Source organism: Oerskovia sp. Root918 (assembly GCF_001428945.1).
GTDB classification, from domain to species: Bacteria; Actinomycetota; Actinomycetes; order Actinomycetales; family Cellulomonadaceae; genus Oerskovia; species Oerskovia enterophila.
The window spans coordinates 10,154-28,677 of the sequence record NZ_LMJG01000002.1; the positions used below are offsets into that span (position 1 = coordinate 10,154).

14 protein-coding genes are annotated in these 18,524 nt (G+C 72.3%); all 14 read right to left on the minus strand.

Annotated features, from left to right (window positions below; genetic code table 11):
* Positions 1 to 14: 14 nt before the first annotated feature.
* The 14 genes from ASE27_RS04840 to ASE27_RS04905 all read right to left on the minus strand — a co-directional run bounded on the left by ASE27_RS04840 (position 15) and on the right by ASE27_RS04905 (position 18,480).
* Positions 15 to 1,481 carry a glutamate synthase subunit beta gene (locus ASE27_RS04840; protein ID WP_056646882.1) on the minus strand — a complete coding sequence of 489 codons (1,467 nt, stop codon included), beginning with the start codon at positions 1,479 to 1,481 and terminating at the stop codon, positions 15 to 17.
* Entirely contained in the window at positions 1,474 to 6,033 is a 4,560-nt protein-coding gene (gene gltB / locus ASE27_RS04845) for a glutamate synthase large subunit (protein WP_056646885.1), read from the minus strand. The genes ASE27_RS04840 and gltB overlap by 8 nt, the downstream gene beginning before the upstream one ends.
* A 141-nt stretch (positions 6,034 to 6,174) precedes the next feature.
* The gene (gene lgt / locus ASE27_RS04850) at positions 6,175 to 7,074 is read right to left on the minus strand and encodes a prolipoprotein diacylglyceryl transferase (protein ID WP_056646889.1); all 900 of its coding nucleotides are present in this window, start codon (positions 7,072 to 7,074) and stop codon (positions 6,175 to 6,177) included.
* A complete protein-coding gene (gene trpA, locus ASE27_RS04855; protein ID WP_056646892.1) occupies positions 7,071 to 7,934 on the minus strand; it encodes a tryptophan synthase subunit alpha in 864 nt (287 codons plus the stop codon). The genes lgt and trpA overlap by 4 nt, the downstream gene beginning before the upstream one ends.
* On the minus strand, positions 7,931 to 9,187 hold the full coding sequence (gene trpB / locus ASE27_RS04860) for a tryptophan synthase subunit beta (RefSeq protein WP_056646895.1): 1,257 nt from the start codon (positions 9,185 to 9,187) through the stop codon (positions 7,931 to 7,933). The genes trpA and trpB overlap by 4 nt, the downstream gene beginning before the upstream one ends.
* Before the next feature lie 46 nt (positions 9,188 to 9,233).
* The gene (trpC, locus tag ASE27_RS04865; protein ID WP_056646898.1) at positions 9,234 to 10,046 is read right to left on the minus strand and encodes an indole-3-glycerol phosphate synthase TrpC; all 813 of its coding nucleotides are present in this window, start codon (positions 10,044 to 10,046) and stop codon (positions 9,234 to 9,236) included.
* Positions 10,047 to 10,242: 196 nt separating this feature from the next.
* On the minus strand, positions 10,243 to 10,647 hold the full coding sequence (locus ASE27_RS04870) for a DUF2752 domain-containing protein (protein WP_056647256.1): 405 nt from the start codon (positions 10,645 to 10,647) through the stop codon (positions 10,243 to 10,245).
* A 49-nt stretch (positions 10,648 to 10,696) separates the two neighbouring features.
* Positions 10,697 to 11,272 (minus strand): DUF4190 domain-containing protein, encoded by a 576-nt coding sequence (locus ASE27_RS04875; protein ID WP_056646901.1) that lies wholly within the window; start codon positions 11,270 to 11,272, stop codon positions 10,697 to 10,699.
* 125 nt (positions 11,273 to 11,397) lie between these two features.
* Entirely contained in the window at positions 11,398 to 11,655 is a 258-nt protein-coding gene (locus ASE27_RS04880) for an HGxxPAAW family protein (RefSeq protein WP_056646903.1), read from the minus strand.
* 79 nt (positions 11,656 to 11,734) lie between these two features.
* Positions 11,735 to 12,484, minus strand: a complete 750-nt coding sequence (locus ASE27_RS04885; RefSeq protein ID WP_056646906.1) for a Trp biosynthesis-associated membrane protein — start codon at positions 12,482 to 12,484, stop codon at positions 11,735 to 11,737.
* Positions 12,481 to 14,067, minus strand: coding sequence for an anthranilate synthase component I (locus ASE27_RS04890; RefSeq protein WP_369800643.1), 1,587 nt, complete (start codon positions 14,065 to 14,067; stop codon positions 12,481 to 12,483). Before ASE27_RS04890 ends, ASE27_RS04885 begins: the two co-directional genes overlap by 4 nt.
* Positions 14,064 to 14,447, minus strand: coding sequence for a phosphoribosyl-AMP cyclohydrolase (gene hisI, locus ASE27_RS04895; protein WP_056647261.1), 384 nt, complete (start codon positions 14,445 to 14,447; stop codon positions 14,064 to 14,066). Before hisI ends, ASE27_RS04890 begins: the two co-directional genes overlap by 4 nt.
* Before the next feature lie 203 nt (positions 14,448 to 14,650).
* A complete protein-coding gene (locus ASE27_RS04900; protein WP_056647265.1) occupies positions 14,651 to 16,486 on the minus strand; it encodes an ABC transporter ATP-binding protein in 1,836 nt (611 codons plus the stop codon).
* A gap of 92 nt (positions 16,487 to 16,578) precedes the next feature.
* The gene (locus ASE27_RS04905; RefSeq protein WP_235534542.1) at positions 16,579 to 18,480 is read right to left on the minus strand and encodes an ABC transporter ATP-binding protein; all 1,902 of its coding nucleotides are present in this window, start codon (positions 18,478 to 18,480) and stop codon (positions 16,579 to 16,581) included.
* Positions 18,481 to 18,524 lie beyond the last annotated feature (44 nt).

Sequence of the window (18,524 nt, forward strand, 5' to 3'; positions counted from 1 at the left end):
GTCTCACACTCTTGTCATGCTCTCAGCGACACGGTCGATGCGCGCACCGGGGCAGGGAGCTCGGTGCGTCCCTGCAGGTACGCGTCGGCCGACGCGGCCGCGGCACGACCCTCGGCGATGGCCCACACGATGAGCGACTGCCCGCGTCCCGCGTCACCGGCGACGAACACGCCGGGAACGGTGGTCGCGAAGTCGTCGCCGCGTGCGACCAGGCCACGAGCCGTGAGCCCGATCTCCGACTGCGCCGAGAGCGTCTGGGTCTCCGGTCCCGTGAAGCCCATGGCCACGAGCACGAGATCGGCAGGGATCTCCTTCTCGGTGCCGGCCTTCGGGACGCGACGCCCGTCCGGGAGGTACTCGGTCTCGGCGACGCGCAGGGCGCGCACCCGACCGTCCTCGCCCGCCAGGAAGTCGACCGTCGACGCCAGGTAGGCCCGCTCGCCCCCCTCCTCGTGCGAGGAGGAGACCTCGAAGAGGATCGGGTCGGTCGGCCAGGGCTGCGTCGCCGAACGCTCGAGCGGCGGCCTCTTGCCGATCGCGAGCGTCGTGACGCTCGCCGCCCCCTGCCGGAGCGAGGTGCCCAGGCAGTCGGAGCCGGTGTCGCCGCCACCGATGACGATCACGTTCTTGCCCGTCGCGAGGATCTGGTCCTCGACCACGCCGCCCGCGACCACCGTGTTGGCCTGGTGCAGGAACTCCATGGCGAAGTGCACGCCAGGGAGGTCGTTGCCCGGGACCTGCAGGGCACGCGGGACCGTCGCGCCGGTCGCGAGGACCACGGCGTCGAAGCGACGTCGCAGCTCGTCCCAGGTGATGTCCACGCCGATCTCGACGCCCGGGCGGAAGCGGGTGCCCTCGGCCTCCATCTGCGCCAGGCGACGGTCGATGTGCAGCTTCTCGAGCTTGAAGTCCGGGATGCCGAACCGCAGCAGACCGCCGATCGCCGCGTCACGCTCGTAGACGACGACCGTGTGACCGGCACGGGTGAGCTGCTGGGCCGCGGCCAGGCCCGCGGGCCCCGAACCGACGACCGCGACCGTCGACCCCGTCAGACGCTGCGGCACCTGCGGCGTGACCAGCCCGCGGGCGAACGCCTCGTCGATGATCGAGACCTCGACGTTCTTGATGGTCACGGCCGGCTGGTTGATGCCGAGCACGCAGCTCGACTCGCACGGCGCCGGGCACACACGTCCCGTGAACTCCGGGAAGTTGTTGGTCTCGTGCAGCCGTTCGCTGGCCTCGGCCCACTGGTCGCGCCAGACCAGGTCGTTCCACTCGGGGATGAGGTTCCCGAGGGGGCAGCCCTGGTGGCAGAACGGGATGCCGCAGTCCATGCAGCGGCCCGCCTGCTCCTTGAGGAACGGCTGCCCCTCGACCAGGTGCTCGTGCACGTCCCGCCAGTCGCGCAGCCGGACCTCGACCGGACGGTTGGGCGGGAGCTCGCGCTCCCGCACCTTCAGGAATCCACGGGGATCAGCCACGAGCCACCTCCAAGATCTGGTCCCACACGCCGGGAGCGGCGGGGTCGAGCCCGTCGAGCTCGGCCTGCGCGAGCGCCTTGCGCACGCGGGCGAACTCGGCGGGCAGGATGCGCGTGAAGCGAGCACGCGCAGCGTCGAAGTCCTCGAGCAGCTCGGCCGCGACCGTCGAGCCCGTCTCCTCCAGGTGCGTGCGGACCAGGCCCTCGACGAGAGCCGCGTCCGCGTCGTCGAGCGGGTCGAGCAGGAGCTCGCCCGTCGCGACCGCAGCGGTGTTCATGGCCGCGGGCCGCAGGTCCAGCACGTAGGCCGTCCCTCCGGACATGCCCGCGCCGAGGTTGCGTCCGGTCGGGCCGAGGATCAGCACCGCACCACCGGTCATGTACTCGAGCCCGTGGTCGCCCACCCCCTCGACGACGAGCGTCGCCCCGGAGTTGCGGACCGCGAAGCGCTCGCCCACGAGCCCGCGCAGGAGGATCTGCCCGGACGTCGCGCCGTAGCCGATGACGTTGCCCGCCACGACGTTGCTCGACCCCGTGAGGACTGCCGAGCGGTCCGGACGGACGATGATGCGTCCACCCGAGAGGCCCTTGCCCACGTAGTCGTTCGCGTCGCCGAAGAGACGCAGCGTGATGCCGCGGGGCAGGAACGCCCCCATGGACTGACCGGCGGACCCCGTGAGGGAGACGTCGATCGTGTCGTCGGCCAGCCCCTCGCCGCGGTACCGCTTGGTCACCTCGTGACCGAGCATGGTGCCCACGGTGCGGTTGACGTTGCGGATCGGCAGGGCGATCCGGACCGGCTCGCGGTTCTCCAGGGCGTCGGCGGCCAGCGTGATGAGCTGGTTGTCGAGCGCCTTGTCGAGGCCGTGGTCCTGGGTCGTCGTGTTGCGCAGCGACGAGCCCTCGAGCGGCTGAGGCTTCTCGAGCACGGGCGCGAGGTCGAGACCCTGCGCCTTCCAGTGCTCGATCGCCTGCCGGGTGTCGAGCGCCTCGACGTGGCCCACGGCCTCCTCGATCGACCGGAACCCCAGGCGTGCCAGGTGCTCGCGCACCTCCTCGGCGATGAACTCGAAGAAGTTCACGACGAACTCGGGCTTGCCCGTGAAGCGTGCCCGCAGCTCGGGGTTCTGGGTGGCGACGCCCACCGGACAGGTGTCCAGGTGGCACACGCGCATCATGACGCAGCCGGAGACGACCATGGGAGCGGTCGCGAAGCCGAACTCCTCGGCACCGAGCAGCGCACCGACGACCACGTCGCGGCCCGTCTTCATCTGCCCGTCGACCTGCACCACGATGCGGTCGCGCAGGTTGTTCAGCACGAGCGTCTGCTGGGTCTCGGCCAGGCCGAGCTCCCACGGGGTGCCCGCGTGCTTGAGCGAGGTCAACGGGCTCGCGCCCGTGCCGCCGTCGTGCCCCGAGATGAGGACGACGTCCGCGTGCGCCTTGGACACACCGGTCGCGACCGTCCCCACGCCGAACTCGCTCACGAGCTTGACGTGCACACGAGCCGACGGGTTCGCGTTCTTGGCGTCGTGGATGAGCTGCGCCAGGTCCTCGATCGAGTAGATGTCGTGGTGCGGCGGCGGCGAGATGAGCCCGACGCCCGGCGTCGAGTGCCGGGTCCGGGCGATCCACGGGTAGACCTTGTGCCCGGGCAGCTGACCGCCCTCGCCGGGCTTGGCACCCTGGGCGAGCTTGATCTGGATGTCGTCCGCCGCGGTGAGGTACTCCGACGTGACGCCGAACCGGCCCGAGGCGATCTGCTTGACCTTCGAGCGACGCTCCGGGTCGTACAGACGCTCCGGCTCCTCGCCGCCCTCGCCCGTGTTCGAGCGACCACCCAGGCGGTTCATGGCGATGGCCAGGGTCTCGTGCGTCTCGGCCGAGATCGAGCCGTACGACATGGCGCCCGTGTTGAAGCGCTTGACGATCTCGCTGACCGGCTCGACCTCGTCGATCGAGATCTCCGGGCGCTGACCGTCCTTGAACTCCAGGAGCCCGCGCAGCGTCATGAGACGCGTCGACTGGTCGTCGACGCGCTGCGTGTACTGGCGGAAGATGTCGTACCGGCGCTCACGCGTCGCGTGCTGCAGCCGGAAGACCGTCTCCGGGTCGAACAGGTGCTCCTCGCCGTCACGGCGCCACTGGTACTCGCCGCCCGTGGTGAGACGGACGTGCGCCTGATGGTTGCCCGAGGCCGGGTAGGCCTCGGCGTGACGGGCCGCGACCTCGGCCGCGAGCACGTCGAGACCGATGCCTCCCAGACGGCTCGTGGTGCCTGCGAAGTAGTCCGCGACGAGCTCGTGCGACAGACCGAGCGCCTCGAAGACCTGTGCCCCGCGGTACGAGGAGATGGTCGAGATGCCCATCTTGCTCATGACCTTCAGGACGCCCTTGCCGAGCGCCTTGATGAGGTTCTTGACCGCCTTCTCCGGCTCGACCGTGACGAACCCGGACTTGGCGAGGTCCTCGACGGACTCCATCGCGAGGTACGGGTTGACCGCCGCGGCGCCGTAGCCGATGAGGAGCGCCACGTGGTGCACCTCCCGGACGTCCCCGGCCTCCACGACGAGCGAGACCTGGGTACGGGTGTGCCTGCGCAGCAGGTGGTGGTGCACCGCGCTCGACAGGAGCAGCGACGGGATGGGCGCGAGCTCCTGGTTGGAGTCGCGGTCGGAGAGCACGATGAAGCTCGCGCCGTCGGCGACGTGGGCGTCGACCTCGGCGAAGATCTCCTCGAGCCGCGCGTGCAGAGCCTCTCCCCCGCCGCTGACGGGGTAGAGCCCCTTGACCGTGACAGCCCGGAAGATGCCCTCGAGGCCCGGGTCGCGGTCGACGCGCAGGATCTTCGCGAGCTCGTCGTTGTCCAGCACCGGGAAGGGCAGGATCAGCTTGCGCGCGTGCAGCGGGCTGTCGTCCAGGAGGTTCGGCTCAGGACCGATCGCACCGCCGATCGACGTGACCAGCTCCTCGCGGATCGCGTCGAGCGGCGGGTTGGTCACCTGCGCGAACATCTGCGTGAAGTAGTCGAACAGGAGGCGAGGACGGCTGGACAGCACCGCGATGGGCGTGTCCGTCCCCATCGCGCCGAGCGGCTCGGCACCCGTGCTCGCCATGGGGGTCAGCAGGATCCGCAGCTCTTCCTCGGTGTACCCGAAGGCGCGCTGACGACGCTGGACCGAGGCGGGGCTGTGCGCCACGTGCTCGCGCTCGGGCAGGTTCTCGAGGTAGACCGAGTTCTCGGCGACCCACTGCGCGTAGGGGCGCTGGGCGGCGAGCTGGCCCTTGACCTCCTCGTCCTCGATGATCCGGCCCTGGCCGGTGTCGACGAGGAACATGCGCCCCGGCTCGAGGCGCCCCTTGCGGACGATCGTGGCCGGGTCGAGGTCCAGGACGCCGGCCTCGGAGGCCAGGACGACGAGGCCGTCCTCGGTCACCCAGTAGCGCCCCGGGCGCAGCCCGTTGCGGTCCAGCACGGCACCGATGAGGGTCCCGTCGGTGAAGTTGAGGCAGGCGGGCCCGTCCCACGGCTCCATGAGCGTGGAGTGGTACTCGTAGAAGGCCCGGCGGTCCGGGTCCATCTCGGCGTGGTTCTCCCAGGCCTCGGGCGCCATCATGAGGACGGCGTGAGGCAGGGAACGGCCCGAGAGGTGCAGGAGCTCGAGCACCTCGTCGAAGCTCGCCGAGTCGCTCGACCCCTCGGAGCACACGGGCAGCAGCGGGGCGAGGTCGCCCAGCTTGTCGCTCGCGAGCATGCCCTGACGCGCGGCCATCCAGTTGCGGTTGCCGCGCACCGTGTTGATCTCGCCGTTGTGCGCGATCATGCGGAACGGCTGCGCGAGCGGCCAGGACGGGAACGTGTTGGTCGAGAAGCGCGAGTGGACGAGCGCGAGCTCGCTCGCGTAGCGCGGGTCCGAGAGGTCCGGGAAGAACGGCTCGAGCTGCGCGACGGTCAGCATGCCCTTGTAGGTGAGCGTGCGGGACGACAACGAGGCGAAGAACAGACCGAGCTCGTGCTCGGCGCGCTTGCGCAGGCGATAGGTGCGCCGGTCCAGGTCGAGCCCGGACAGCTCCCGCGTCAGGTCCGCCACGACGAGCTGGCGGAACGTCGGCATGGAGGCCCGCGCGCTCGGCCCCACGAGGTCGGCGGTCACGGGGACGTCGCGCCACGCGAGGACGACGAGTCGTTCCTCGGCCGCGATGGCCTCGACCTGTCGCACGACCTCGGCGGCGGCCTCCGCGTCCTGGGGAAGGAAGGCCATGCCGATCGCGTAGTGCCCGGCCGGCGGGAGGTCCACGTCGACCACGTCCCGCACGAAGGCGTCGGGGATCTGGGTCAGGATGCCTGCCCCGTCTCCGCTGTTCTCCTCGGCGCCGACGGCGCCGCGGTGGTCCAGGTTGAGCAGGGCCGTGAGCCCCGCGTCAACGATGTCGCGTCCGGGTGTGCCGCGGAGCGTCGCCACGAAGGCGACGCCGCACGCGTCGTGCTCGGCCACAGGGTCATACAGGCCCTGTGCCGAAGGCGCAGCAGCCCGGTGCAGCGGCGTGGTCATCAACACCGTCCTCACAGGCGCCCGGCCATGGGCCGGGCTTTGATCCAACTTGGGGGATTGTGGGACTTCATCGGCCCAACGGACATGACTGAACCATCTGGACGGTTGTCCAGCGGGTTCGCCTATGAAAAGACGGGTGCCTCAGTGACCTGGGTCGGGTCGGCCAGCACCTGCCTGCTCGGGCTCCGCAGCATCGAGCGATACTGTCTCTTCGCGCCCTGGGTGTCGGCGCCCGATAACGATAAACGCTATCAACGCACCGACTCCGACCAGGATGGAGGTCCAGACGTTCAGTCGGAGGCCGAGCACCAGCTCGGCCGTGTCGATGCGAAGCATCTCGATCCACACGCGGCCAAGCGTGTAGAAGAGAACGTACAGCCAGAATACCCGACCATGACCCAACCTGAAGCGACGGTCGAGGTAGATGAGCAGGAACGCCGCAGCGACGTTCCACAGGAGCTCGTAGAGGAACGTCGGGTGGAACAGCGTCCCGGACTCGTAGCCTGCCGGGAGGTACTGGTCGGAGATCTGCAGACCCCACGGGAGCGTGGTCGCGCTGCCGAACAGCTCCTGGTTGAACCAGTTGCCGAGCCGGCCGATCGCCTGGGCGAGCAGCAGCCCTGGTGCGAGCGCGTCGGCGAACGCCGCGAAGCTCACCTTCTGGCGCCGGCAGCCGATGTAGGCACCCACCGCGCCGAGCGCGATGGCCCCCCAGATCCCGAGGCCGCCGTCCCAGATCCGCAGCGCCTTGAGCGGGTCGCCGTCCGGTCCCCAGTACGGGTCCGGCGTCGAGATGACGTGGTAGAGGCGCCCGCCGACGATCCCGAACGGCACGGCCCAGAAGGCGATCTCCAGGACGTCGTCGGGGTCGCCGCCGCGCTCGGCCCACCGCTTGCGGGTGAGCCACACCGCGACGGCGATACCGGCGAGGATCGCGAGCGCGTAGGCGCGCAGCGGGAAGGGCCCCAGGTACCAGGTGTGCTGGGACGGGCTGGGGATCGAGGCGACCAGCGGCCCGACGGCGGACACGAGCCCGTTCATGACGTCACCTTCCCGGAGGTCTCGTCGCTCGACCGAGCGGAGCGGACACCGCGCGCGAGGTCGCGAGCGACCTCGCGCACCTTCTCGAGCCGCTCCTCCCAGGGCTCGTCGCCCAGGAGCGGGCGGACGAACGCGGAACCGACGATCACGCCGTCGGCGTAGCGACCGACCTGCGCGGCCTGCGCACCGGTCGAGACGCCGAGACCGACGCACACGTGCTCGCCGCCCGCTGCCCGCGTCGCCGCGACCAGCTCCTCGGCCTTGCTGCCGACCTCGGACCGGACCCCGGTCACGCCCATGGTCGAGGCCGCGTAGACGAAGCCGCGCGAGGCGGCAGCCGTGAGGCGCAGGCGCTCGGGGGTCGAGCTCGGGGCGACGAGGAAGACCTTGTCGAGACCGTGCGCGTCCGCGGCTGCGATCCACTCCCCCGCCTCGTCCGGGATGAGGTCTGCCGTGATGAGCCCGGCGCCACCGGCCGCGGCCAGGTCGCGTGCGAAGCTCTCCACGCCGTAGCGCAGCACCGGGTTCCAGTAGGTCATGACCAGGACCGGCACGCCCAGCGCAGCCACGGCCTGGACGGCCGTGAAGACGTCGCGGACGCGCGTGCCGGCCTCGAGCGAGTGCTCGACCGCCCGCTGGATGACGGGACCGTCCATGACGGGGTCCGTGTAGGGCAGGCCGAGCTCGATGATGTCGACGCCGGACTCGACGAGCGCCTTCGCGACCTCCACCGTCCCCTCGACGCTCGGGTAGCCCACGGGCAGGTAGCCGATGAGGGCAGCGCGCCCCTGGGCGGACAGCTCCTCGATCAGCGCCGCGGTGCGATGGGGCGCCTGGACGCCTCCGACGGTCGCGCTCACAAGCTGCTCCCTTCGCCGTCGACCACGGTGTCCGCGTCGATCAGGTCGAACCACCGTGCCGCCGTCGCGACGTCCTTGTCCCCGCGCCCGGAGAGGTTCACCAGGATCACGGTGTCCTCCTTGCCCGCGGCCCGTGCCTCACGGCCGATCCGCAGCGCACCGGCGAGCGCGTGCGCCGACTCGATGGCCGGGATGATCCCCTCGGTACGGCACAGGAGCCGGAAGGCCTCCATGGCCTCGACGTCCGAGACGGGCTCGTAGGTCGCGCGGCCCAGGTCGTGCAGCCACGAGTGGGCCGGGCCCACGCTCGGGTAGTCCAGCCCGGCCGAGATCGAGTGGCTGGGCAGGGTCTGCCCGTCCTCGTCCTGGAGCAGGTAGGACCGGGCACCGTGGAGCACCCCGGGGGCGCCCCCGCTGAACCGGGCCGCGTGCTTGCCCGTCGAGACGCCCTCTCCTCCGGCCTCGAAGCCGTAGAGCGCCACGTCCTTGTCGTCGAGGAACGCGTTGAACAGGCCGAGCGCGTTCGACCCGCCGCCCACGCACGCCGCGAGGGCGTCGGGAAGCCGCCCGATCCGGTCGAGGATCTGAGCGCGCGCCTCCTCGCCGATGATCCGGTGGAAGTCGCGGACCATCTCCGGGAACGGGTGAGGGCCGGTCACGGTCCCCAGCAGGTAGTGCGTCGAGTCGACGTTCGCGACCCAGTCGCGCAGCGCCTCGTTGATCGCGTCCTTGAGCGTGCGCGAACCGATGGTCACCGGGACCACCGTCGCGCCGAGGAGCCGCATGCGCGCGACGTTGAGCGCCTGGCGCTCGGTGTCCTCCTCGCCCATGTAGACCACGCACTCGAGGTCCATGAGTGCGGCGGCCGTGGCCGTGGCGACACCGTGCTGCCCGGCCCCCGTCTCGGCGATCACGCGCTTCTTGCCCATGCGCTTGACCAGCAGGGCCTGCCCGAGCACGTTGTTGATCTTGTGCGAGCCGGTGTGGTTGAGGTCCTCACGCTTGAGGAACACCCGCGCTCCCCCGGCGTGCTCCGCGAAGCGGGGCACCTCCGTCAGGGGGTTGGGGCGGCCCGTGTACTCGCGGTGGAGCCGGGCGAGCTCGTCCTGGAACGTCGGGTCGACGACCGCCTTGCGGTACTCGGCCTCGAGCTCGTCGAGCGCGGCGATCAGCGCTTCCGGGACGAACCGTCCGCCGAAGTCCCCGAAGTACGGGCCCTGCTGGTTCTGCAGGGAAGGTGTTGCGTCGGGCACGCGGCCTGACCTCCTCGGTGCGGGATCTACGTTGTCTGGGGTGGGATCAAGGCCGGACGGACCACAGGGACGGGTGCGAGCCCGCCGCCACGAGGTCGGCGACCGAGGCGCGCGGAGCGTCGTCCGTGACCAGGGCCTCGCCGACGAGGACGGCGTGCGCCCCCGACCGTGCGTAGTCCATCACGTCGTGCGGTCCGCGGACACCCGACTCGGCGATCCGGACCAGCTCGTCCGGGATGGCCGGGGCCAGTCGTGCGAACGTGGTCCGGTCGACCTCGAGCGTCTTGAGGTCGCGCGCGTTGACCCCGATCACCCGGGCACCCGCGTCGATCGCGCGCGTGACCTCGTCGAGCGTGTGCACCTCGACGAGAGCCGTCATGCCGAGCGAGTGGACCCGCTCGACGAGCGACGTCAGCACCGTCTGCTCGAGGGCCGCGACGATCAGCAGGACGAGGTCCGCGCCGTGGGCCCGAGCCTCCCAGACCTGGTACGGGGTCACGACGAAGTCCTTGCGCAGGACGGGGATGTCCACCTTCGCACGGACCGCGTCGAGGTCCGCGAGGCTGCCGTTGAAGCGGCGCTGCTCGGTCAGCACCGAGATGACGGCCGCGCCGCCCTTCTCGTACTCCGAGGCGAGCGAGGCCGGGTCCGCGATGGCCGCCAGGTTCCCCTTGCTGGGGCTCGACCGCTTGACCTCGGCGATGACAGCGACAGCGTCCTCGGCCTTGAGGCGGCTGACGCAGTCGAGGGCGCCGGGCGCGCGGGCGGCGCGCTCCTTCAGCTCGTCCAGGGTGGTCTTCGCCTGGCGCTCCGCAAGATCCTCGCGGACTCCCGCGACGATGTCCTCCAGAACCGTCATGTGATATCTCCCCGTGCTCGTCGTCGACTCCGTGCCAGCTCAGGTACGCGGGTCCGCTGCCGCGACCGTGACGAGTCGTCTGCAGCGTCTCTCCGCGAACCATTGACAGGGAGATACCTGCCATCGTAGGGCCGCCCGAGAGTGACCAGGGACACGTGTCACCCCGCGAGATGCGCGCCAGACCCTTGACGACCTGTCAGGACGGCCCGAGGAACGGCACCATCGCGGGGATGTTCCGCGCGACGCCGAAGCCCACCAGGACCACCAGGGCGACCACGCCCGCCCACGCGGGCACCGCTCGGGCACGGGTACCGGTCCAGGCTCGACGCAGCCACAGGACCCAGGCCACGACGAGGAACGGCACGACGACCACCCACAGGGGGTTCATGGCCCAGGCCCCGGCGATGTCGCCCGTCGCGAGGTCGTGGGTGGCCCGCAGCCCCCCGCACGCGGGGCAGGCCCAGCCCGTGAGCGCCAGGAGGGGGCACAGCGGATAGCCGCCCTCGTGCGGGTCCACGAGCGCGAGGACGAGGGTCGCCCCCGCGACGACGCCGCCGGCGACGAGCGGCGCTACGCCGGCTCGCCACCGGCCGACGGGCACGGCAGACGTCCCCGCGGGCTCACCGCCCACGGGGCCCGCCGCTCGCGGCTCAGCCGTAGTACCCCTCCTGGAAGCCGGCCTGGAAGTCGGGCGAGGCGACGATCGCGATCACGAGGATCAGGCCGAGGACCGAGAGCACGATCCCGACCCAGCCGAGGATCACTCCGGCGAGCGCGAGACCACCGTTGTTGGCCTCGCCCGCCGCCACGGCCCGCTTGGCCTTGCTCCCGACGATGACCGCAGGGATCCCGGTGAAGAATCCGCAGGACAGGACGATCGACGCGATGCCCAGCACGAAAGCCCAGATCCCCAGGTCGTTGCGGGGGAAGTACCCGTAGGCACCGCCGGGTACCGGCGCGGCGCCGTACGGCGTGGCGCCGTAGGGCGGCTGACCAGGTGCACCGTACGGCTGCTGCGGGGCAGCGTAGGGCGGCTGCTGCGCGGGCGCACCGTACTGCGGGTACCCGCTGTCCGGCGTGCCGGGCGCCGGGGCGCCGTAGGGAGACGGGCTCTGCTGCGGGTAGCCCGGGTACGCGGGAGGTACCGGGCCCTGCTGGCCCGTTCCCTCAGGCTCCTCGCCGGCGGGACGGTACGGGTCCGTCGGAGGGGTGGGGGGATAGCTCATGGGACGTCTGCTCTCTGCTGGGAAGGCCGGGTCACGCCCGGGTCTACCGGTGGTACGGCACGCGCCCCGCACCCCGGGGGGGTGCGCGGCGCGCGGCGACGGTCCGGGCTCTCGCCCGGGCGACGTCAGCTCTGAGCGGCCTTCGGCTGGCCGTAGCCCATGTTGCGCAGGACCAGGCCGCCGACGAGCGCGAGCGCGACGACACCCATACCGACCCAGAACATCCACACGGCGGCGATCGCCACGGCGACCCCGGCGACGACCGCACCGACGATGATGCCGATCATGGTGAACCACGCCGCCACGGTGTGACCGTGGTTCGTGGGAGGTGCCGACGGCGGCAGGTAGGAGATCTCGGTGGTCTGCGGCGTCTTCTCGGCCATGGGGGTGTGCCTTTCGTCAAGATGTGCGTCCAGCCTATCGGACGCCGGTCGGTCTGTTCGTGCGGACGGGAGGTGATGCTCAGCGGTCTGTGGGGTCCTCGCCGCGGGTCAACGAGTCCCACGTCTCCTGCTCGTCGGGCTCGTCGGCCGGTGCCACCTCGGTGCGCCCTGCCGCCTGGGCCGCCGAGGCCGTCGTCGTGGGGCTCGAGGGGGTGCCCGTCCCGGCCGCGACGGCGGACGCCGCGGGTCCGTCGACGGGCGTCCCGGCGTCGGGCCGGACGATCTCGTGGCGCGCGGACACGCGCCCCCACGTGGGCGAGGAGACCGCGGCCCACACGGCCGCGAGGACCACCAGCACGCCGACCGCAAGCGCCACCGCGGGCCAGGGCGTGAGCGTCACGGCACTCGTCATCTCGGTGACGCCGGTCGCCTCGGCGACCGCCGACGTCGCTGCGGGCACGGGGTCGCGCAGGATCGCGGCGGCCGACGCGCTCACGACGACGCCGCTCGCCGCGGCCACGACCAGGACGACCCAGCGCCCGACCCGGCCCACGAGTCCCAGCGCCAGGGCGGCGGCCACGACGACCAGGGCCCCCGCGCCCACTCCCGGCGCCGCCGTGGTCCCGGTGACGTGCACCTGGACGTCGGCGTCGAGGGCCGTCGCCCCCGAGGTGCGCAGCCACGTCGGGGCGGCCGCCGCGAGGGCGCCGGCGCCGAGCACGAGCAGCAGCAGGATCGCGCTGCGGCGGGCGAGCCGCCACGAGCGGGGCGTCCGGGCCGCCCCTGCGGCCGGCTGGGCGGCGGGCACGGTCGCTCCGGGGCCGCTCACGCCAGGCTCCGCAGCCGGGCCGCGAGCTGGACCGCTCGGACCGCCGCGGCGGCCTTGTTGCGCGACTCCTCGTACTCGAGGGCCGGCACCGAGTCGGCCACGATCCCGCCCCCGGCCTGGACGCTCGCGCGTCCGTCGCGGATCAGGGCGGTGCGGATCGCGATGGCCATGTCCATGTTGCCGTCGAAGTCGAAGTAGCCGACGGTCCCGCCGTAGATCCCGCGCGAGGCCGGCTCGAGCTCGTCGATCAGGGCGATCGCCCGCGGCTTGGGCGCGCCCGAGAGCGTGCCCGCGGGGAACGTCGCGCGCAGCACGTCGAGCGCCCTGGCCCCCTGGCGCAGCGTCCCGACCACGGTCGAGCACAGGTGCATGATGTGGCTGAAGCGCTTGGTCACCATGAATTCGACGACCTCGACCGAGGCCGGCTCGCACACCTTCACCAGGTCGTTGCGCGAGAGGTCCACGAGCATGAGGTGCTCGGCACGCTCCTTGGGGTCCGCGAGGAGCTCCTCGCCCAGCGCGACGTCCTGCTCGGGCGTCGCACCGCGCGGGCGCGACCCCGCGATCGGGAACGTGACCACGTGCCCGTCGTCGACCTTGACGAGCGTCTCGGGGCTCGAGCCGACCACCGCGAAGTCCGAGCCGTCGGCGTCCGTGAGCTGGAAGTAGTACATGTACGGGCTCGGGTTGATGGTCCGCAGGGCCCGGTAGACGTCGAGCGGCGAGGCCGGGCAGTCCAGGTCGAGCCGCTGCGAGATCACGATCTGGAAGACCTCGCCGTCACGGATCGCGTCCTTGCCCGCGAGCACCGCGGTCTCGAACTCCTCGCGCGTCGAGCGGAACTCGAGCTCCGGCTCGGCGACGTCCGCGACCACCGCGGCCGACGATCCTCCCCCGGTCCCCGCCACGAGCTCGCGCTGCATGCGGTCGAGGCGCGAGACCGCGTCGGCGTACGCCTCGTCGACGCGCTCGTCGGTGTCGTCGAAGTTGATCGCGTTGGCCACGAGCCACACGCTGCCCTCGCGGTGGTCCACGACCGCGAGGTCGGTCGCGAGGCACAGCGTGACCTCGGGCACGCCCAGCTCGTCGGGTGCGTTCGCGGGCAGCGTGGGCTCCCAGTGACGCACGACGTCCCACCCCAGCGCACCCGCAAGTCCGCCGGTCAGGGGCGGCAGCCCGTCGATCGCGGGGGTGCGCAGCGCGTCGAGCGTCCGCTCGAGCACGTCCACGACGTCGCCCGTGGTCGGGACGCCCGCGGGCACGTCTCCGGTCCAGACGGCCTGGCCGTCGCGCGCCGTGAGCGTCGCACGCGACGCGACCCCCACGAACGAGTAGCGCGCCCAGCTTCCGTCGACCTCGGCGGACTCCAGCACGAACGTCCCGGGCCGCCCCTGCGCGAGGGTGCGGTACAGGCCCACGGGCGTGACGTCGTCGGCCAGGAGGCGGCGCACCACCGGGACCACGCGACGCGAGGTCGCGAGCGCACGGAAGCCCTCGACCGCGGGCCAGGTCTCGCCCCAGGGCAGGCCGGCCGCAGGGACCACGGGTGCGGTCGGGTCGATCGGGGGCGTCGAGCCGGTCACAGCGTCTTCTCCTCGGAGGTCTCGTTCTCGGGGCGGTGGCCCACCGCAGCGCCCAGGTCGCCGCCGGCCTCGAAGCACGTGCGGGCGCCCGTGTGGCAGGCCGCGCCCACCTGGTCGGCACGGACCAGGAGCGCGTCACCGTCGCAGTCGATCGCGACGGACTTGACCCACTGCGCGTGGCCCGACGTGTCGCCCTTGCGCCAGTACTCCTGCCGCGAGCGCGACCAGAAGGTCACGCGTCCCGTCGTCAGCGTCCGGCGCAGCGCCTCGTCGTCCATCCAGCCGAGCATGAGCACCTCGCCCGTGTCGTGCTGCTGGACGATCGCGGCGACCAGCCCGTCCGCGTCCCGCTTGAGACGGGCGGCGAGCGGTGCGGGCAGCGTGTCGGCGACGTCGCGGGCCCCCTCGGCGGCGAGGGGCTGGTCTGCGGGGACGGGCTGGGCGGTGTTCTGGGGCACCCGAGAATCCTGCCAGATCCCCAGGGTCCCCGGGTCCCCGTCCCGCTCAGCGGTCCGGGCGGCCCGGGAGGCCGTCCGTCCGCCGGGACCGTCCCCGTCGGGGGCCCGCTCGCCCCGCTGCTCGGTCATCGGGTCTGCGCGACCCAGGACGCGTGCATCGAGGCGTAGACGCCGCCCGCGGCCGCGAGCTCGGCGTGCGGCCCGACCTCGACCACGTGGCCCGCGTCGACGACCACGACGAGGTCCGCGGCCTCGGCGGTCGAGAGCCGGTGCGCGATCGTGATGGTGCTGCGTCCTGCGGTCAGCGAGTCGAGGGCTCGGGCGATACGCACCTCGGTCGCGGGGTCGACCGCGGACGTCGCCTCGTCGAGGACCAGCAGGTCGGCCTCGGCGAGGTACGCACGGGCGATCGCGACGAGCTGTCGCTCGCCTGCGGACAGAGCCTCACCACGCTGCCCGACGGCGGAGCCCAGCCCGTCCGGCAGGTCCGCGACCCAGTCGGTCAGGCCGAGCTCGGCGACCGCGGCGTCGATGCGGTCCGCGTGCCGGGCCGCGGTCTGCGCCGGGGTCTCGCCCGTGCCCGCCTCGTCCGGGGCACCCGGGGCACCTGCCGACGTGTCCCGCACGCCGTAGGCGATGTTCTCGGCGAGCGTCCCGTCGAACAGGAACCCCTCCTGCGGGACGAGGACCACGCGCTCGCGCAGGCTCGCCGCCGACAGGTCGCGCAGGTCCACCCCGTCGAGCCGGACCGCGCCGGACGTGGGGTCCATGAGCCGGGTGACGAGCTTGGCGATCGTCGTCTTGCCCGAGCCCGTCGCGCCCACGACCGCGACCGAGGTACGGGCCGGGAAGTCGAGGTCCACGCCGTGCAGCACCTCGGGGCCGTCGGGGTAGGCGAACCGGACGTCCTCGAGCCGCACGTGCGCGGGACCCCGGGGAGAACGCACGCCCTGGGCGCCCTTGTCGACCACCTGGACGGGAGTCTCGACGACGGCCAGCACGCGACGCCAGCCCGCGACGGCGTTCTGCAGCTCGTTGAGGATCTCGGTGGCCATCTGCACCGGCCCCGTGAAGAGCTGGACCAGGAAGAGGAACGCGAGCAGCTGACCCGCGGTGATGGACCCGTCGATGCCGAGCAGCGTACCGACGACCACCACGACGGCCAGCACGAGGTTCGCGACGAGCACGCCGCTCGAGAAGACCGTCGAGACGAGCACCTGCGCGCGGACCATGCCCTTGCGCGTGCTCTCGACCGCGGCGTCCACACGGCGCGCGGTGCGCTCCCCGACGCCGTAGGCGCGGATCGTCTCGGCGCCCACGACCGACTCGGAGATGGCCCCGAGCATCGCGCCGACGCGCTCGCGCAGCGCCGTGTAGGCGCCGTTGACGCGGCCCTGGGCGGGGCGGAGGATCAGGAAGAGCGGCACGAAGCAGGCCCACACGAGCAGCGTGAGCTGCCACGAGTAGAACGCCATGAGGAGCGTCGCGGCACCGATCTGCAGCACCGAGACGAGCAGCATGATGCCGCCCCACTGGACGAACAGCGAGATGGTGTCGACGTCGCTCGTGACGCGCGAGACCAGGGCCCCGCGACGCTCGGTGCTCTGCGTGAGGACCGAGAGGTCGTGCACGTGCCGGAAGGCCCGCACGCGCAGGCTCGCGAGCCCCGCCTCGGTCGAGCGGAAGAGCCGGACGTTGACGAGCGCCGAGCACAACCCCGCGACCACCAGGACGAGCGCGGCGGCACCGACCAGCAGCGCCACCCGGCTCGTGTCGGGACCACCCGGGGCCATGATGCCGCTGTCGACCGTCTGCTGGACGGTGATGGGGACGACGATCCGCCCGAGGGCCGCGACGACGGCCAGGAGCAGCGTTCCCCAGATGCCCACGAGGATCTCTGGCGACATCTGGACGCCCTTGCGCAGGGTCGCGAAGACGCCCAGCGAGCTCGCCGAGGCGATCCGGGCGCCGGTCGCGTCCTCGACGACGACCTCGGGCTTGGCCTTGGCCCCGCGGCGGCGGCCGCGAGCCGACGTGGGTGTGGTGGTGGTGCTCACTCGGTCACGGTCCCTTCCTCGGCGTGGCGCACGATCTCGTCGGTCTCTTCCTGCTCACGGCGTTCGACGTCCTCCCGGTCGCCGCGGCTCGCCGTCCCGTCGAGCCCGTCCGGCCCGTCGAGCTCCTCCGCCTCGGCCTCGGCCCGGCGCTCGGCCTCGCGCTGGTAGGCCGTGGCGAGCTCCCGGTAGCCCGCGTCGCGGGCGAGCAGCTCGGTGTGCGTCCCGACGTCGACCACGCGCCCCGACTCGACGTGGACGACCTGGTCCGCGAGCGCGACGCTCGACATGCGGTAGGCGACCATGACGACCGTGGGGTGCTCCGCCGTCGGGCCCTGAGCCGTAGGGCCCTCGCCGCGCAGGCCCGCGAGGATCTGCTGCTCCACGCGCGGGTCGACGGCGGAGGTCGCGTCGTCGAGCACCAGCAGGCGCGGGGAGCGCACCAGGGCGCGCGCGATCGCGAGCCGCTGACGCTGCCCGCCCGACAGGTTCGAGCCGCGCTCGCCCAGGGGCGAGTCGAGACCACCGGGCAGGCGGGAGACGACGTCGTCGACCTTGGCCAGGCGCAGCGCGTCCCACACCTGCTCGTCGGTGGGGCCCTCGCCCTGGTCCGCGAGCGTCACGTTGGAACGCACCGTGTCCTCGAAGATGAAGGTCGACTGCGCGACGAGCGCGACCTGACCCGTCAGGTCGGACGCGAGCGCCTCGCGCACGTCCACGCCGTCGATGAGCACCCGGCCGCGCGTGGGGTCGGACAGGCGCGCCAGGAGCGAGACGAGCGTGGTCTTGCCCGCGCCCGTGGGCCCGACGACCGCGACCGTGCGGCCCGGGGCCAGGTCGAGCTCGATGTCGTCGAGCAGCGTGACGTCGCGGCCCCCCGCTCGCACGTCGACGCCCACGCCCTCGAACCGCACCGCGGCACCGCCCGTCGCGGCGGGCAGCCGCTGCTCGCCCGCGACCGGGATGCCCGGCGCGTCGAGCACGCTCGCGATGCGCTCGTAGCCGACGAGCGCGCGCGGCAGCTCGCCCAGGACCCAGCCGAACGCACGGACCGGGACGGCCATGATGGTCAGCAGGTAGGCGGCCGTCACGACCTCGCCCGTGTCGACCGCACCGGCCGCGACGCGCGCGGCCCCCACGCCCAGCACCAGGAGCGTGCCGAGCGAGGGCAAGAGCTCGATGACCGGGTCGAAGAACGCCCGCACGACGCCCACCCGGACGTTGGCGGCCCGCAGCTCGTCGGTCCGCGCGGCGAAACGCTGCTCCTCGCGGGCCTCGGTGCCGAGCGACTTGACCAGCAGGGCGGCCTCGAAGCTCTCGTGCGCGACGTCCGAGACCTCGGCCCGCAGCTGCTGCGCGTGCGTGATCGCAGGCGACATGTACTTCTGGAACACGACGTTGACCACGATCGCGAGCGGGATCACGACCAGTGCGGCGCACGCGAGCCACACGTCGATGCGGAAGAGCATGACCGCCGACACGCCGATCATCACGACCACGCCGAGCGCGAAGGGCAGCGGGTTGAAGACGCCCGTGGCCGCCTCGACGTCGGAGTTCGCGTTCGACAGCAGCTGGCCCGCCGGGTGCGCCCGGTGCCACGACATGGGCAGGCGCAGGTACTGGTGCGTGACCGCGGTGCGGTGCCCGGCCTGGATGTTCGCGTAGCCGTAGCCCGCGAAGATACGGCGACCGGCGACCGTGAGCGCGAGCGTGAGCGCGATCGCGACCAGGACGAGGCCCGCGACCCACAGGTCGTCGCGCGCGTCCGCGTCGCCTGCGAGCGCCGGGACGACGACCTCGTCCGTCACGCGGCCGACCGCGAGGCTGATGAGGACCGTCGTCGCGCCGAACAGCGCGGAGGCCGTGATCGCCAGGACGTAGACGCGCCACTCCGACCGCATGCCGCGCCCCATGAGCTGGAGCGAGCGGCGGGTCCGCGAGCCGG

What these genes read in the sequence shown, in the direction of transcription:
- gltB (WP_056646885.1), bottom strand. Translation starts at nt 6,033, where the DNA reads ATGACCACGCCGCTGCACCGGGCTGCTGCGCCTTCGGCACAGGGCCTG.
- lgt (WP_056646889.1), bottom strand. Translation starts at nt 7,074, where the DNA reads ATGAACGGGCTCGTGTCCGCCGTCGGGCCGCTGGTCGCCTCGATCCCC.
- trpC (WP_056646898.1), bottom strand. Translation starts at nt 10,046, where the DNA reads ATGACGGTTCTGGAGGACATCGTCGCGGGAGTCCGCGAGGATCTTGCG.
- ASE27_RS04875 (WP_056646901.1), bottom strand. Translation starts at nt 11,272, where the DNA reads ATGAGCTATCCCCCCACCCCTCCGACGGACCCGTACCGTCCCGCCGGC.
- ASE27_RS04880 (WP_056646903.1), bottom strand. Translation starts at nt 11,655, where the DNA reads ATGGCCGAGAAGACGCCGCAGACCACCGAGATCTCCTACCTGCCGCCG.
- ASE27_RS04905 (WP_235534542.1), bottom strand. Translation starts at nt 18,480, where the DNA reads ATGCGGTCGGAGTGGCGCGTCTACGTCCTGGCGATCACGGCCTCCGCG.